The following is a 17,045-nucleotide window of genomic DNA, read 5'->3' as shown; positions in this document are numbered from 1 at the left end:
AACCTCTTCTATCGCATCACAAATGGATACCGATCATAATTTTTCAAAGCAATACCTGTGCCGCGAACCACGCTTTTCAGCGGATCGTCAGCCACGTGTACAGGCAGTTTGATCTTTTGGCTCAACCGTTTGTCCAGACCTCTCAGCAATGCACCACCCCCGGTGAGATAAAGACCGCGGCGATAGATATCGCCGGCCAGTTCGGGAGGAGTTTGTTCGAGCGCTTTCAGAATGGCTTCTTCTATTTTGAAGATGCTCTTGTCGAGTGCTTCGGCGATCTCCTGGTAGCTCACCATGATCTGCTTGGGAATACCGGTTACCAGGTCACGACCGTTAACGGGAATATCGTCGGGCGGATTGTCCAGGTCTTTCATGGCTGCACCTACCTGTATCTTGATCTGCTCCGCTGTACGCTCACCGATCAGCAGGCTATGGTAGCGGCGGAGCGCTTCCATTATGTCGGCGGTGAATTCGTCACCGGCGATACGGATGCTCTGGTCGCACACAATACCTGCGAGCGCGATTACGGTGATACCGGTAGTACCGCCACCAATGTCGATGATCATGTTGCCCACCGGCTCTTCCACATCGATGCCGATACCAAGGGCCGCTGCCATCGGTTCGTGAATCAGGTATACTTCTTTCGCACCTGCCTGGTCGGCACTGTCGCGCACCGCACGTTTTTCCACTTCCGTGATGGAAGAAGGAATGCATATCATCATCCGCCAGCTGGGAGGAAACAGCGGCTTCTTGGGATAAACCAATTTGATCAGCTCACGGATCATTAATTCCGCGGCATTAAAGTCGGCAATTACACCGTCTTTCAACGGACGTACCGTGCGAATGCTCTCGTGCGTCTTTTCGTGCATCATCAACGCCTTCTTTCCCACCGCAAGCACTTCCTTGGGATTGTTACGGTTCAACGCTACAATACTCGGCTCGTTAACCGCAACTTCGTCATTATGTATGATGAGGGTATTGGCTGTACCCAGGTCCATTGCAATCTCTTGTGTAAACCAGTTAAAAAGTCCCATTTTTATTATTGGATTAGTGTGCAAAGTTGGAGGAAATAATCCGAACAAAAAAGCGAAAACCCTTGTCAGCTCTGAATTATTTGAAGGTGGTCCTGGTTTTTGTTCCGCCGTTACCGGCAGTTGTGTGCAAGGTTTGTCACCAGCACATCAAACGCTTCATCCGGCGGCAATATTTCATCGCCGCATATCATTTCTGACAATGATTTTTTGTTAACGCTTTTTAACGGTAAACGAGGGCATATGCTTGCTTTTCTGGCATAGTAATCGCAAGAGAATTTAACAGTAATCTGTACTCCTCTCAATATAAATGTTCGTCTATCGTCTTCAGAAAGGAACTCCTCTTTTCAGGGTTCCTTTTTTGCGTATGCATCAGAGAGATGAACCCGTTACAAATCCCAGTTGTTTTTCTACTGCTGCCGGAAGAGATGGCAGGCGATGGCGCTCTATGAGAAAACTGTTGAGTTGGGCAAATTCCCGGAAGATATAGTGTTTGTCGGCAGCCGCACGCAGGTAGTCTTTACCGGTGCTTCCACCCGTGCCGATACGCGTTCCGATGATGCGGTGCACCATATTCATGTGGCGGTAACGCCAGGAGCTTAACTGTTCGTCAATTTCCAGCAAACCATTGATCAGTTGAAACGGCAGTTGCAGCAGCGGATAACCTCTGTACAACATAATAAACAGGGCCGAGCGGGCGCCTGCTACCGAAAGCTGGTTGTCGCCGGAGATTGTGGTAGTTGAAGAAGCCGTTCCATGTCCCATCGGGCAACCTCCGCCGGAGGAAACAACCGTGGTATTTTCCGCTGCAGGTGCCGCTGACAGCGGTTTTCCGAAGAATAAATGATCGAACATCTCCAGGTTGACCTGCTCCACATCCGCAAGGCTGGACTGGTAAATATTGCGGTATTCGTCCCAGAATGCCCAATCGGCCGGCGCTTTTCCTCCTTCGAAGAACGGTACGCGTTCCAGCCAGTTGTTGACCAGTTGCAGCAGCGATTGATCCTGCTCCGCTTTCCGGATGCGGTCTACATGCTCCTGGCGCAACTGCGCGGTATAATATTCTTTGCCGTGACGCTGGTCGAATTTCAGGCCCAGCTTGGCTTCCAGCTCTTTGAACTGCCAGCTCTGGAAACCCGAGGCAGGACGCAGCAAATCACGGAAGTCGAGGAAATCCATGGGCGTCATGGTTTCCATGATATCGATCTGGTGAACCAGCACACGGAGAATGGTCACCATGCGATTGACGCGGTGCACCACCGTTTGCAATTCGGGAGAATTATCGTTGAGGGAGGGCTGTTTCATGATGGAAATCACGGAATCCAGTTCGTAATGCAATTGGTGAAACCACAGCTCATAAGCCTGGTGGATAACGATGAACAGCATTTCGTCGTGCGCGTCGATCTGTTGCTTGCCGCTTTCGGTGACCTGCGCATTCAGGACTTTGTCCAACTGAAGATAATCGTGGTAATGAACAGCCATTTTTATCAGGAATAAGGTAAATCAAAAAACAGGTCAGTCGTCGTCTTGCGGTGTATTGTAAGCGGGCCGGAATTCGTAACCAATATCCGTGCGGTAATACATTTCTCCGAAGCGTACATATTCCAGTACGTCCAGAGAGGTATTGACGGCTTCGGCAATATCCTCGCCGAAAGAAGTAACGCAAAACACACGGCCGCCGTGTGTGAGGATTTTTCCGTCTTCCTCACGGGTGCCGGCGTGGAAAACGATGGATTGTTTGCCATAGCTTTCGCCGATGCCCAGGATTTCATGTCCTTTTTCATAGGGACCGGGATAGCCCTGGCTCACGGCTACCACGGTAGCGGCAGCACGCGGGTCGGCATCCACTTTTACGGTGGAAAGTTTACCGTTTGCGGCGGCAGACAACAATTCCACCAGGTCGTTTTTCAACCGCGGCATCACCACTTCGGTTTCGGGGTCGCCCATGCGGCAGTTATATTCAATTACATAGGGTTCGCCTTCCACGCTGATCAGCCCAACAAACACAAACCCCGTATAGGGAATCTGCTCCTGTGCCAGTCCGGCAATGGTTGGTTTGACAATGCGTTCTTCTACTTTTTGCAGGAAACCCGGCGTGGCAAAGGGAACGGGGCTTACGGCGCCCATACCGCCGGTATTGAGGCCTGTATCGCCTTCGCCTATGCGTTTGTAATCTTTTGCTTCGGGAAGGATCACGTAGTCGTGGCCGTCTGTGAGAACAAACATGCTGAGTTCCACCCCGTTCAGGAATTCTTCCACCACTACGCGCTTGCTAGCTTCTCCGAATTTCGACTCCTGGATCATAAGTTCGAATTCGGCGATTGCTTCCACATGGGTGTGGCAGATGAGCACTCCTTTACCGGCGGCGAGGCCGTCTGCCTTGAGCACAACCGGCAGTGCATGTTGCTGGAGGTATTCAACACCTTCGCGGTAATTGTCTTCGGTGAACTCGCGGTAGGCTGCTGTAGGAATATTATGGCGTTGCATGAAGGCTTTGGCGAAAGCCTTGCTGCCTTCGAGACGGGCTCCTTCCTGTGAAGGGCCGATGAAGAGCGTCTCTTTCAGGTCGTTATGCGATTGGAAATAATCATAGAGGCCGTTTACCAGCGGTTCTTCGGGACCTACCACCACCATTCCGATCTTGTTTTCGCGGCAGAAAGCGGCTACTGCGGCGTTATCGTTGGCGACTACCGGCACATTGGTGCCGCACAGCGCCGTGCCAGGATTGCCGGGAGCAATGAACAGGCGGGTACAGGCAGGACTTTGAGCCAATTTCCAGGCGAGGGCATGTTCCCTGCCGCCAGAGCCGAGTAATAAAATCTGCATGAAATAAAGAAATAAAAGGATTATTGGGACTAAGCCCTGCGAATATCGGAAGCTTTATCAAAACAAACATTAATTATTTGGGGTTGATCAATTTTCTGTATTTTGGTTGCTTCATTAATAACGAACCAAACAATTTTAAACGATCTGTATGAGTGAAGTAACTCCTCCCAAGGGGCATCCGAAAGGCTTATACCTTCTCTTCTTTACTGAAATGTGGGAACGTTTCAGCTACTACGGAATGCGAGCCATTCTCATTCTTTTTCTGACCAAGCAGCTTCTTTTCGACAAAGCATTTGCTTCGGGCGGCATCTACGGAAGTTTTACCGGTCTGGTATATCTTACGCCGATCATTGGCGGCTATGTAGCCGACCGTTATTGGGGAAACAGAAAATCAATTTTTATAGGTGGTATCCTGATGGCCATTGGCCAGTTTATGCTGTTCTTCAGCGGAGCACTAGACAATATTGATACAGCTAAGATGTTACTGTATGTCGGCCTTGCATTCCTGATCTTTGGTAATGGTTTCTTCAAGCCAAACATTTCTACCATGGTAGGCCAGTTGTATCCGGAGAATGACCGCAGGATAGACGGAGCTTACACTATTTTTTATATGGGCATCAACCTCGGAGCCTTTTTCTCTCCACTGATCTGCGGCTACCTGGGTGAAAACATCGACTTCAAATGGGGTTTCCTTGCTGCCGGTATCGGTATGCTCATTGGTACTGTTGCGTTTGAGATATTTAAAAACAAATACCTCGTATCGCCCACGGGCGAATCAATTGGTGTACTGCCCAATAAGGCAAGACTGAAGGAAGGAGAAAGCGGTGTGTCGGCCAAGTTCACCGGCACACAATACGGCATCCTCCTCGGAGGCGGTGCGGGCCTGTATCTTTTATTCAACTATGTTTTAGGTTTCGACTTTTTCGGCTCGCTGATCTTTGCCCTGGCAATAGCTATCCCTACGTCGATCATCCTCGATAAGTCGCTGAGCAAAGTGGAACGTTCACGCATTCTGGTAATATATATTGCGTGCTTCTTTGTGATCTTCTTCTGGAGTGCTTTTGAACAGGCAGGTGCCTCACTGACGTTTTTCGCTGATGAACAGACAAATCGAAATGTATTAGGCTTTAATATGCCGGCTAGCTGGTTTAACAGCTTCAATGCAGTATTCATTGTAATCTTTGCTCCTATCTTTTCTTATCTGTGGGTGAAGTTGAATAAGGCAGGCAAAGAACCGTCTGCCCCGCGCAAACAGGCATGGGGACTCTTCCTGCTGGCACTTGGTTATGTATGGATCGCCTTTGGTGTAAAAGGTGTTGAGCCTGGTGCTAAAGTTAGTATCATGTTACTGACCGTGCTTTATCTGCTGCATACCTGGGGCGAGCTCTGCCTTTCTCCCATCGGTCTGTCGATGGTAAACAAGCTTTCGCCTGCACGTTTTGCTTCACTGTTGATGGGTGTATGGTTCCTGGCAAATGCAACCGCTAACAAATTTGCCGGTATACTGAGTGAATACTATCCCGAAGAACAATCCCGTGTGGCATCGTATCCCGTTGCCAATGAAAATATCAGAATAGGCGAAAATGCAATCGACTGGAATAGCATTCCAGTTTCCGATCGCAACGCACCCGCCGCAATGAATAAATGGACATTTACTTCGGTAAAAGTGGGAGATGCCGATAGCATTACTGCACTCAATGCGGTTGAGGGCGGCAGCTACGCAGTAGCAACAGACTCGTTCAAAGTGAGACGTACTTACCCGGAGCCATTAAAAAAAGTAGAGCTGATGAAAATGGAGAAAAGAGGCGAAACGGAAGCAAAATTCTTTGGCTTCATGTTGGACGATAACAAACAATTTGGCTTACTTAAACAAGGTAAAACCGTAAGCACCCTGGAGGTATGGAACCTCTACCCTGCACCGAAATCATTTATGGGCTTCACGATCAGGTCGCTTTACGACTTCTTCATGATCTTTGTGGTGATGGCTGGCGTTGCATCAATTATCCTGTTTGCCATTTCCGGCAAATTGCGCCAGATGATGCACGGTGTGAAATGACGTTTGTATAAAAGATAATCAAAGCCCCCGCCTCAGCGGGGGCTTTTTCATTTCTATACTACTCGCATAAGTTTTCCTATCTTCCGGCCTTAAAGCATTTGAACGCATGTGGAAGAAACATCCCAAAGCACTGCCATTCCTTTTCTTCTCTGAAATGTGGGAACGATTTGGCTACTACCTGATGATCGGCATCTTCACTTTCTACCTCAAAGACAAAGCTGAAGGTTTTAATATGGATGAAAAGGATGCATCCAGTCTTTACGGAACATTTATCGCGCTCGTGTTTTTCACCCCCTTCCTCGGCGGTCTTATTGCCGACCGTTATCTCGGATACCGCAGATCCATTATTCTCGGCGGTTTGCTGATGGGCGTCGGTTATTGTCTCATGGCCATACACGACATTACCATGTTGTATGTGTCGATGACATTGGTAATCGTCGGCAATGGTTTTTTCAAACCCAATATCTCCACGCTGCTGGGCAACGTTTACTCCACACCGGCTTATAAAGAACGGAAAGATGAAGGATACAACATCTTCTACATGGGCATCAACATCGGCGCCTTCGTGTGCAACTTCTTTGGTGCAGCGCTTTATACCACAATTGGCTGGGGAGCAGCATTCATTGCCGCAGGTATAGGTATGTTCATTGGCGTGCTCACATTTGTGGGCGGTACGCGTCATTATAAAGAATACGATGTACGCAAACCCATGCAGCCCGGCGATATGTCGCTGTGGAAGATCATGGCGTTGGTTATCCTGCCCTCACTCATCTTTGGCGTGATCGGTTGGTTTATCAAAGGCGACGGTTATATCTTCGACAGCAATAGTACCGACGCCTTCATCTTTGCCTGTATCCCTGTTATATTTTTCTATGCGGCCTTATTAATGCGCAGCAGTAAAGAAGAAAAACCCGCGATGAGTGCCATGCTGGCCATCTTTGCCGTGGTTATTCTCTTCTGGGCCATCTTCAAACAAAACGGATCAGCACTCAACACCTGGGCCAGCCGTTATACCGAACGTCACGTATCGGGCACGGGCGGCGATGTACTGTCAGCCCTGCGCCAGACGGATGTGGTGTTTTACAAAAAAGATTCCGTGACACTATTGGATAACCAGTTCCGTAAAATAAAACAAGACGGCAAAGAAGTGACCGGCGTTGACTATCCGCCTTACTTCAAGAACATGAACTTTCAGAAAGACCCGGTGCAGGAGGGTGAGGCCGTTAAAACATGGGTGCCGAGTCTCAGCCAGTCGATCAACCCCTTCTGGGTAATTGTGCTCACGCCATTGGTGGTGGCCCTGTTCACCTGGCTCCGCCGGCGTGGTAAAGAGCCTTCCACTCCCACTAAGATTGCCCTGGGCTTGTTAATCTCCGCATTAAGTGTATTGGTAATGATCGGCGCCGTGTATGCAGGCAACAACGGCGAACACAAAGTAAGTATGCTGTGGCTGATGGGTACCTACGGAGTGGTAACCATCGGTGAACTGTTCCTCAGCCCGATGGGACTATCACTGGTATCAAAACTAAGTCCGGTACGCATCACCTCGTTGATGATGGGTGGCTGGTTCCTTTCCACTTCTATCGGCAATAAATTAAGCGGTATTCTCGCCAGCCAGTGGGATACCTACGATAACAAAGCTGATTATTTCTGGTTAAACTTCGCATTACTGTTTGCTGCGGCGGTGTTCTTGTTTGTGCTGTTGCGCTGGCTTAACAGGGTGATGAGAGAGAAGGGCGTTAATTAGAACAGATGATTCACGTGTTTCAAGTTAGTACCAAAATTTAGGAATGTGTAAATGTGTCCGCCCCTGGCGGAATGTGAAAATGTGTAAATAAAACAGCTATTCACGATTGACGTTTCACGATTGACCAACTTTTGACTTTTTAATTTTGAATTAATATGGATCAGTTCAAACCATTCGTAGCGCCGGAAACAAAAATGGCCGAGTTTACGCTGAAGTCGGTCATCACCGGTGCCATTTTCGGTATCATCTTCGGAGCGGCCACCGTATACCTCGCGCTTAAAGCGGGTCTTACCGTATCGGCCTCCATTCCTATTGCCGTGATCGCTATCACGCTGGGAAGAAAATTCCTGAAGACCACCATCCTGGAAAATAACATCATCCAGACCACGGGTTCTGCGGGTGAGAGTATTGCGGCGGGTGTGGTATTCACCCTGCCGGGTTTTCTGTTTCTCAGCAGTGCCGACAGCAGCAGTTATTTTAATTACTTCACGATATTGATCCTTGCTATCTGCGGTGGTTTCCTCGGTACCTTGATGATGATCCCGCTGCGGCGTTCGCTGATCGTAAAAGAACACGCCACCCTGCCTTATCCCGAAGGCACAGCCTGTGCTTCAGTATTGAAAGCCGGTGAACGCGGTGGCGACTTTGCCAAGACCGCCTTCATGGGATTGGGCTTCGCTTTTGTATATGCCATTCTCCAAAAGATTCTTCATGTGATCGATGAAGTACCACATTACGTCACCAGGCAAACCAACAAGTTTTTCCCCTCGGCCCGGGTGAGTGGAGAGATCACACCTGAATACATGGGGGTTGGTTATATCATTGGTCCAAAGATCGGTGGTGTGCTGGTAGCCGGCGGTGTATTGAGCTGGCTCTGTCTCATTCCCTTACTCGCTTCTTTGGTCGACGGTCATGTGGTAGCTGCGCAATTAGCCAAGCTCGGGTATCTTGCAGACATCAACCAGGCAGGAGGTTCAAGCGGATGGAATCCCATCACCGGCCAGTTCGATGACTGGTCCGATGCCATTTATCGCGCTTACGTCCGCCAGATCGGTGCGGGCGCTGTAGCAGCCGGTGGTTTTATCACGCTGATCAAAACCATTCCTACCATTATTTCTTCTTTTAAAGGAAGTATTGGTTCTATTAAAAAGGACGGGACCGCAGAGAAGAAGGAAGTGGCGCGCACAGAGCGCGATCTGTCCATTAAAATAGTAGCGATCGGCAGCATTGGCTTATTACTGGTCATCGCCTTATTACCCAGCACACTTATTCCCGGGACATCTGTCGGCAGTAAATTACTACTGGGTCTGCTGGTAATCATATTTGGTGCTTTCTTCGTAACGGTGGCTTCACGTATCGTAGGATTGATCGGCTCATCCAACAGCCCCATCAGCGGTATGACCATCGCCACCATCATGGGCACCTGCCTCATCTTTCTTGCCGTCGGCTGGACGGGACATATTTACGAACCCATGGCACTGGTGGTGGGCGGCATGATCTGTATCGCTGCGGCCAATGCGGGCGCTACTTCACAGGATCTTAAGACCGGTTACCTCGTAGGCGCTACACCAAAATATCAACAGATCGCTTTATTCATTGGAGCCATCGTGTCCTCCATTGCCATTGGCGCTACTATTAAAGTACTTGACCAGCCTACCGCTGAAATGGCGGCCAAAGGCATCGCACATGCGATCGGGACCCCTGAATTACCCGCACCGCAGGGCACACTGATGGCCACGCTCATCAAAGGCATTCTTTCCCGTAACCTCGATTGGCAATTTGTACTCGTGGGTGTCTTTATTGCTATTGTAATCGAACTCTGCGGCATCAAGGCCTTAAGTTTCGCCATCGGTATTTACCTGCCGTTGTCTACCACGCTCCCCATCTTTGTTGGCGGTGCAATCCGCGGTTTGGTGGATTGGAGAAATAAGAAGAAACAAATACATCTTACCGCCGAAGAAGAAGAGCTGGGCAAGGGGAGCCTTTTTGCAACAGGACTTGTGGCGGGCGGCGCCCTGGCCGGTGTCCTCGTTGCATTCCTTTTCTCCAACGGAACTGTCCGTTCAACCCTCGAAGGATGGAGCGCTTCGGCCGGACTTACCAGCGCACTGGGAGAAGATGGTTATAAAATACTCGGCGTCGCATTCTTCGCACTTATGGGCTTTATCCTGTTTAAGCTGGCAAGCAGCAGAGCGAAAAATTAATTCACTTATTTTTTCTTACAAAAGCCGCCCTGACAGGCGGCTTTTTTTGTCAGCAGGAATCTATTATTTACAAACCAGCAACACTTGTAAGCATACCAACGACAGCTTACTGCGGTTTTTGCCATCCGGCAACCCGGACAGAATGCAGATTTCAACCTACAGACAACACCCGCTGCAGCAGACGAGGGTATCAAATTGGATGTCTGGTTAATTGAACAAACAAAAAACACCCAATGACAAAGACTTTATTTCGTCCCAACCGCATGGCTTCCGGTTATGTTGGCAGCCTGCTGATCATTTTAGCTGTACTGGTATTTTCATCTTGCAAGAAAGACGGTGGCGGCTCCGGTAACAGTTACCCCCGTACGGTCGATATTACCTACAAGATCACCTGCACCACAGGAAATGTAACTGTAATCAACGATGCCAGTTACAACAACGAGACAGGTGGCATTACCAATCTCACCAATGTCACATTACCCTTTAGCCAGACCGTCCGCAAGAGCGTAACCCTTGGTGAAGTAATCAGGATTGCAGCTTTTCACAACAACTCAGGCTCAGCAACGCCTGCCTTCGCTCTGAAACTGGAAATCCTGGTAAACGGATCTGTGGAAAAAACAGAAACATTTTCCGACCCCGGGCGCCTCAACATCGCTATGGCTTATGGATTTCAGTAAACAAACAATTAATTATCATCAATGAAAAAGCTTTTACCATCCGCCTTCCTCCTGTTCTTAATTACCATAACAAGCGGCTCCTGTATAGACTGTTGCAAAATGATCTCCTGCGGTCCATTCACGCAATACAGCATTTCCGTGTCAGATATAGAAAAAGAAGAAGTGACCCTGCTCATCAGGAAAAAATATCAGAAAAATCAGCAATTTTCAAGAGCCGCACTGATAGATTCCGTTGCATTCAGACCCGACCAGCTTTCGATGGTTGATCCTGGCCACGACCGCCAGGAATTATCCATATCACTAACCAGTGGTGAGCCTTTCCTGCAATCACATTATGATTATGTAGTGGAAATACCTGCCGCCGGCGCGCGTTGGCAAATTGATCAGATGACGGACAAACAGGAAGAAATGGAATATTGCAAACCTTCCATGCAAAAGAATAACTGTTCGAACTCAAGTCTGATATCTTTCCGCGTTAACGGACAGCTATATAATTTGCCTTCTGTCGGCAGGCTGCAACCATGATCTTCTATCCTTTGAATAAATAAAAATAGCCGGACCCCGTTGCGGGTCCGGCTATTTTCCATACTCATTCTTTCAGATAGCCGTTTTTTATAACCAGTCATTGTTGGTGTCCTCACCACAACTGTTCGGAACGTTTATGCCCAAGAGTCGCTTTTCATTTTAAACGTAAAGGCGGCTTGAGGTATGAGTTGGCGCCCTTGTTGGTCTCCGACCAACAAGCAAAAGGCAGGTTTCTTTGATAGGTAAGGTCAACTTCGTACATAACTCAGGGATGAGCAGGTCCGTTGGTCTGGAGACCAACGGTGGCGTGATGTCGAAAGAATAACTGTGCGAACTCAAGTCTGATATCTTTGCGCGTCAACGGACAGCTATATAATTTGCCTTTTGTCAGCAGGCTGCAACCATGCTATCCTTTTTATCATTGTTGGTGTTAACACCAAAAATGGCCGTACAACCGGCTGTTAAACCTCACACAAAGTCCATCTGCTCGTACTTCGCTCCCAGAATAGCGGCATCGTCGGTACTCAACCACTTATTGAGAATTGTTGCATACACACTTTTAAAATCCACTTTGTGTTTCAGGTCGCCATCCTGGAGATCGGCGAGGTCGGGCATGGCGTTGACCAATCCTTTTTTACGGAGCCCCCCACTCACCAGGAACATGTTGTTGGCCGTGCCGTGGTCGGTACCGTTGCTCGCATTCTGCGCTACGCGGCGGCCAAATTCAGAGAAGGTAAACAACAACACATCATTGAACCGTCCGTTGGCCTTCAGGTCGTTCACAAAAGCTTTCACCGCATCATTCATTTCGGTAAACAATCTTCTCTGCCGGTCGTCCTGCCCTACGTGGGTATCGAAGCTTCCCAACGATACGTAGTAAACTTTTGTATTGATATCCGAGAAGATGAGCGAGGCGATTGTTTTAAAACTATTGCCCAGCTCCGTGCCCGGATACGATGCGGACGTAGGGTGCAAACGGCTTTGCTTGAAAATATAATCGGCCGAAGAAAGCGTTTCCGCCATTGTTTTGTACAGGTAATCCACCGGCTTTTCTTCTCCACCGGATTGATGTTGTTTCATCACGTCCTTGAAGAACTTTTCATTGGCCGTTCCATATAAGCGGCGCGGATCTTTTACGGCAATACCGTTCATATCTTTTCCCTTCAACGCCAAACTCAATACATCATCTATTTCGATGGCCTGCGTAGGTTTGTCGCAGCCACTGCACTGCGCGTCGAGGTAGCGGCCCAGCCATCCGTGGTGCCAGTACTGATCGCTCTGGCTGGCGGAATGCCAGATGTCCATACTGCGGAAATGTGAGCGGTCGGGATTGGGATAACCCACGTTATTAATAATGGATAAACTTCCTTCGTCGTATAATTCTTTGAAGGTGGTAAGTGCAGGATTCAAGCCGGCTTCATCCGTGAGTGACAAGGCCTGGCTTCGCTGGATACCAAGGGACGGTCTTGCCTTATAATAAAGATCGTTGCGTACCGGTATCACTGTATTCAAACCATCATTGCCACCGCTCAGTTGCAATACCACTACCACTTTGTTTCCCGGGGGAACGGCCAGTGGGTTTTCGAATGCCTTCAGAAATTTCGGCAACAACATGGAGGCCGTAGCCAGTGAGCCGAGCTGTATAAATTCTTTCCGTTTAAAAAGCATGATTTCTTTTTTTAGGTTAATGATTGCTCAGCACAGCTGATATTCCGGCGTGCTCATAATCTGTATAGTGGCTGTCTTGATAAAATTATTGCGGTTGGATCCGTCGGCATAACCCGTGATCAAAGCATCGCTGATCTGTGGTTTTACCTGCAACAAACGATCACGTAGTGCCGGTATCAACGCTTCCCTTGCTACAGGCTCCAGTTGTTTGAAGGTTTGCTCCCATTCCATCTGTGCCAGTATGGGTTTGATGCCTTTGCCGAGATTTGGCTTTTTGGCAATGGCCGCCTCTTTATCGCGCATGCCCATCATCTGATCATCATCGTCTTTGGGCGTTACGTTCAATTCGTCGCGGTCATTTAATAGTTGCGGTATACGCATACGCATCATCAGGGTGGAACTATCGATCCAGGTACGGCCGCCAGGCCATCCGGCTACATTGGGCGGATAAAAAAGTGTTTGACCTAATATGCGTTGCAATAACAAAAGTGCCTGTTCATTTTCGATCTTCATCGGAATCATCCGTTGGATTCCGACCATCAGTTCTACCGGCGACTTGATTTTTGCGCCGATATTTTTATCGTCATAAAACCACTCGCTGGTAAAAACATCTTCCAGCAATCCTTTGATATCGTATTTGTTTTTATAAAAACGTTCGGACAGCCATTTCACCCGGGCTTCGTCTACTTCTTCATTCACGAGGAAGCGATACAGTTTTGTGCAGATGTAGGTGGCGGTCTGTGGTTGCGCCAATAAAATATCGAGCACATCGTCGCCATCGAAATTGCCGGTTTTGCCGAGTACGGTTTTGCGATCGTTGTCGTGTTGATTTTTACGGAAAATAAATTGGCCGCCCGGACCCGCTGTCCAGCCCGTGAAGGCACGTGCTGCTTCTTTGATATCGTTCTCAGTGTAATGTCCTCTTCCGAGCGTGAACAGCTCCATTACCTCACGGGCGAAGTTTTCGTTGGGATGATCTTTTTTATTCTGCTGGTTGTTGAGAAACAGCAGCATGGCGGGCGACTTCGACACTTCGCGGAGCAATGTGCCGAAATTGCCGAGTGAATTTTCGCGGATCGTTGTCAGCATATTCTGCTGGTGAAAAACATTGAGGCTGCGGCAGGCAAAATGCCCGTGCCAGAAGAAAGCCATTTTTTCGCGGAGTTGTGCGGCACTTACGACCATTTCCTTGAGCCAGTACAGATTGAGATCGCGGATTCCCTGCCGTTGTTTTTGCTGCACCTGCCGGCGTTCTTCAGGCGTCAGTGTACGCCGGCCAAATCCTTCCATGTACATATCCTCGAGGGAAGGATCTGCCACGTTGAAATGCTGAACCTTGCGGCTTTCGGAAGCCTTGAGCAAGGCCGTGTAATATTGTTTGGGCGTATACTTCGAAAGGTCTGGCATCTGTTCTACTGCGGGGCCGAAGCCTGCGCGCCATAGAAGATGTTGATTTTTTACCTGGTTACTGACCGCCATACAAAGGAATTTGAAGTAAGACAGAAGGGTGTCTGCAAGGTTTAACCATTGTTAAAAAAAATAAAAGCCGGCATGATGCCGGCTTTGCGAAAAAAGATAATATGAGAATTATTTTTTAGCTCTGGAGTAAACATAAGCCGATACCTGTTCAGTCTCGGTTTTGTCGAGTTTCGCCTTTTTAACCATAGAAGCGAGTACAGGACGCAATTCTTCGTAAGTCCATTTCTCAACGGGTTTCTGGCCGTGACAACGGGTACATTTTGTTGTGAAAATGGTTTGTCCTGCGGAAATCGTCGCGCTTGATTTACTTACGGCTGATTCTGTAGGAATGGTTGCTTCTGTAACTGAAGGCGAGGCTTTGGGCGTACACGCCACCATTACGACGGCGAGTAACATTGCTGAAACGATGGCTTTTTTCATATCCAATAGGTTTTGAGATAGTTAAAGTAGTCTTTTTTTACTTAACTATGACAAATCCAATTTTGTGCCAGCCTTTATTTCTTGCAATTGGCATTGACGTAAGCCGTTACCTGGGCGCTTTCGACGGAATCCAGTTTGCTTTTTCTGATCATGGATTTGAGAATAGGTTTCCATTCCTCTGTGTTCCAGTTGTCTACAGGTTTGGGGGCGTGACACCGGGTGCATTTTCCATTGTAGACTACTTTGCCCGCTTCCAGTGTGGCAGCCATTTCCCTGTCGGCCGCAGTTTCCTTTATTGTTTCCGTTTTTTCCGGTACCGGGGCTTCCGGTACGGTGGTCACGGTTGGTGTTGTTCGTGGCGAACAGGCCATCGGGCCTGCGAGCAGTAAAATGGCGGCGGGTATTATTAAACGTCTCATGGTGGAGAGAGTTGTAAGTATTAAGTTATAAGTTTTAAGCGGTAGGTATAAGGCCCGAAGCTTCGGCCTAAGGTGTAGGGTTATTGTCAAGGTTGTTTCATTGACGATTGACGATTGACGATTCACGATTGACCATTCACCATTCACCATTCACGAAATCTTCGAATCTCCAAAATATTGATGAATCGCTTTGGGCAATTCGATGCCTTCGGCGGTTTGTTTGTTTTCTAGCAGGCAGGCCATTATGCGTGGCAGTGCAAGTGAGCTGCCATTAAGCGTATGCACGAGTTGTGGTTTGCCGCCGGCATCGCGGTAACGCGCCTTCATGCGGTTGGCCTGGTAAGCTTCGAAATTGGAAACGGAACTTACTTCCAGCCAGCGTTCCTGCGCCGCACTGTATACTTCAAAGTCGTAGGTAAGTGCAGAGGCAAAGCTCATATCACCGCCACAGAGGCGCAGAATGCGGTAGGGCAACTCCAGTGATTGAAGCAGCTTTTCGATGTGCGCTACCATCTCTTCCTGCACGTCATAACTTTTCTCCGGATGCACGAGTTGCACGATCTCAACTTTATCGAACTGGTGCAGGCGGTTGAGGCCACGTACATCTTTACCATAGCTGCCCGCTTCGCGGCGGAAGCATTGGGAAAAGGCAGTCATTTTGATCGGCAGGTCACTGTCCTTCACAATTTCATTGCGGTACAGGTTGGTTACCGGTACTTCCGACGTGGGTATCAGGTAAAAATTATCGAGGCCAATGTGGTACATCTGGCCTTCTTTATCGGGCAGTTGACCTGTACCGTAAGCCGAGTCTTCATTCACCAGCAGCGGCGGTTGAATTTCGGTATAACCGGCGGCGGTGTTGAAGTCCAGGAAATATTGCACGAGCGCCCGTTGCAAACGCGCTCCTTTATTTTTATAAACAGGAAACCCGCTGCCGGTTATTTTATTACCCAATTCAAAATCGATCAGGTCATAGCGGCTGGTGAGGTCCCAATGCGGTACGGATCCTTCGGGTAAGGTGGGCTTCTCTCCGCCTTCGCGAACCACGACATTGTCAGCCGGTGTTTTCCCGTCGGGTACGATATCGGCAGGCAGGTTGGGCAACTTCACGAGTTCATCCTGCAATTGTTTTTCAACAAGGGCGAGTTTTTCCGTGATGGGTTGCAGGCTGGCCTTGAGTTCGGCCACTTCGGCTTTCTTTTTTTCGGCGGTTTCTTTTTCGCCTTTGGCCATGAGGCCTCCGATTTCTTTCGATGTGCTGTTGACCTTGGATTGAGTGGTATCGAACTCGAGTTGCAGTTTTTTCCGGTCGTCATCCAGCGAAATGATGGTGTCAACCAGGTCAGTTTCTGCGAAATACTTCCGCGCCAGTTTTGCTTTTACACCGGCCGGATCCTGCCTTAAGGTCTGTAATAACAACATACGTCTAATTTGGCTGCAAAGATAGCCGTCTGCCTGAATCCTGACCCGTTTTTATCCGTGAGCGGTGACGTATCTTTGCCCCATGATAGCAAACGATGATCTCCAGACACGCTGGTGGACGCTGGAAGCGAAATTGGTAGAGCGGTTTGGGAAAAAGCCGGACATGGAAACGATCCTGTTCCTCATCGGCATCCAGGAGCTGGGCGACGTAAACCGGAAGTTCTCCAAAGAACAGAAGCAGGACCTCATGCACGTAGCGGTCTGCAGCCTGCTGTCGCAAAGTGGTTATTACGAACGTGAGGGCACCGATGATGAAGGATGGCCACATTTCCGTCAGCTAAAAGATATGCCGGTGATGAGCCCGATCGACCAGGAAAATTTCCTCCGCGATCATGTGTTGTTGTATTTCGAAACCCACGGGTTTTGATGGGTGAACGGTGAATAGTGAATAGTCAATGGTGAATGAACAGCCGTCAACCGGCAATCGTGAATCGTCAATCGTGAATCGTCAATAAAATAAGTGGTCTTCAGCCCTGGTTCGTGTCTTCACGAACCAGCAGTATCGGAAAGC

At 48.8% G+C, this 17,045-nt stretch carries 14 protein-coding genes; 6 read left to right on the top strand and 8 right to left on the bottom strand.

Annotated features, from left to right (window positions below; genetic code table 11):
- Positions 1–8 precede the first annotated feature (8 nt).
- From H608_RS0103725 to purD, 3 genes are all read right to left on the bottom strand, one after another.
- Positions 9–1,034, bottom strand: a complete 1,026-nt coding sequence (locus tag H608_RS0103725) for a rod shape-determining protein (protein WP_028786503.1) — start codon at positions 1,032–1,034, stop codon at positions 9–11.
- A 369-nt stretch (positions 1,035–1,403) separates the two neighbouring features.
- Entirely contained in the window at positions 1,404–2,513 is a 1,110-nt protein-coding gene (locus H608_RS0103720; RefSeq protein ID WP_038007031.1) for a tryptophan 2,3-dioxygenase family protein, read from the bottom strand.
- Between the two features lie 33 nt (positions 2,514–2,546).
- Positions 2,547–3,857 (bottom strand): phosphoribosylamine--glycine ligase, encoded by a 1,311-nt coding sequence (gene purD, locus H608_RS21130; RefSeq protein ID WP_051268007.1) that lies wholly within the window; start codon positions 3,855–3,857, stop codon positions 2,547–2,549.
- Positions 3,858–4,005: 148 nt separating this feature from the next.
- Between purD and H608_RS0103710 the strand changes: the two genes are divergently transcribed.
- From H608_RS0103710 to H608_RS0103690, 5 genes are all read left to right on the top strand, one after another.
- Positions 4,006–5,913, top strand: a complete 1,908-nt coding sequence (locus H608_RS0103710; protein ID WP_028786501.1) for a peptide MFS transporter — start codon at positions 4,006–4,008, stop codon at positions 5,911–5,913.
- 106 nt (positions 5,914–6,019) lie between these two features.
- Positions 6,020–7,660 carry a peptide MFS transporter gene (locus tag H608_RS0103705; protein WP_028786500.1) on the top strand — a complete coding sequence of 547 codons (1,641 nt, stop codon included), beginning with the start codon at positions 6,020–6,022 and terminating at the stop codon, positions 7,658–7,660.
- A gap of 155 nt (positions 7,661–7,815) precedes the next feature.
- Positions 7,816–9,864 (top strand): OPT family oligopeptide transporter, encoded by a 2,049-nt coding sequence (locus H608_RS0103700; protein ID WP_028786499.1) that lies wholly within the window; start codon positions 7,816–7,818, stop codon positions 9,862–9,864.
- Between the two features lie 233 nt (positions 9,865–10,097).
- Positions 10,098–10,541, top strand: coding sequence for a hypothetical protein (locus tag H608_RS0103695; protein WP_155990034.1), 444 nt, complete (start codon positions 10,098–10,100; stop codon positions 10,539–10,541).
- Positions 10,542–10,562: 21 nt separating this feature from the next.
- Complete coding sequence (locus H608_RS0103690; RefSeq protein ID WP_155990033.1) at positions 10,563–11,066, top strand: hypothetical protein; 504 nt, start codon at positions 10,563–10,565, stop codon at positions 11,064–11,066.
- A gap of 468 nt (positions 11,067–11,534) precedes the next feature.
- On the opposite strand, the gene H608_RS0103685 is transcribed toward H608_RS0103690, so the two are convergent.
- From H608_RS0103685 to serS, 5 genes are all read right to left on the bottom strand, one after another.
- On the bottom strand, positions 11,535–12,734 hold the full coding sequence (locus tag H608_RS0103685; RefSeq protein ID WP_028786496.1) for a DUF1501 domain-containing protein: 1,200 nt from the start codon (positions 12,732–12,734) through the stop codon (positions 11,535–11,537).
- Between the two features lie 27 nt (positions 12,735–12,761).
- Positions 12,762–14,213 (bottom strand): DUF1800 domain-containing protein, encoded by a 1,452-nt coding sequence (locus tag H608_RS0103680; protein ID WP_028786495.1) that lies wholly within the window; start codon positions 14,211–14,213, stop codon positions 12,762–12,764.
- 108 nt (positions 14,214–14,321) lie between these two features.
- A complete protein-coding gene (locus H608_RS0103675; RefSeq protein ID WP_028786494.1) occupies positions 14,322–14,633 on the bottom strand; it encodes a hypothetical protein in 312 nt (103 codons plus the stop codon).
- Positions 14,634–14,707: 74 nt separating this feature from the next.
- The gene (locus H608_RS21125) at positions 14,708–15,052 is read right to left on the bottom strand and encodes a hypothetical protein (RefSeq protein ID WP_155990032.1); all 345 of its coding nucleotides are present in this window, start codon (positions 15,050–15,052) and stop codon (positions 14,708–14,710) included.
- A 150-nt stretch (positions 15,053–15,202) separates the two neighbouring features.
- Positions 15,203–16,474 (bottom strand): serine--tRNA ligase, encoded by a 1,272-nt coding sequence (gene serS / locus H608_RS0103665; RefSeq protein ID WP_028786492.1) that lies wholly within the window; start codon positions 16,472–16,474, stop codon positions 15,203–15,205.
- 82 nt (positions 16,475–16,556) lie between these two features.
- Between serS and H608_RS0103660 the strand changes: the two genes are divergently transcribed.
- On the top strand, positions 16,557–16,901 hold the full coding sequence (locus H608_RS0103660; RefSeq protein ID WP_028786491.1) for a hypothetical protein: 345 nt from the start codon (positions 16,557–16,559) through the stop codon (positions 16,899–16,901).
- Positions 16,902–17,045: the final 144 nt, after the last annotated feature.

The sequence above is a fragment of the Terrimonas ferruginea DSM 30193 genome (assembly GCF_000425585.1).
GTDB classification, from domain to species: Bacteria; Bacteroidota; Bacteroidia; order Chitinophagales; family Chitinophagaceae; genus Terrimonas; species Terrimonas ferruginea.
Note: the sequence above shows the minus strand (reverse complement) of the source record. Positions and strands in the feature narration are given on the sequence as shown.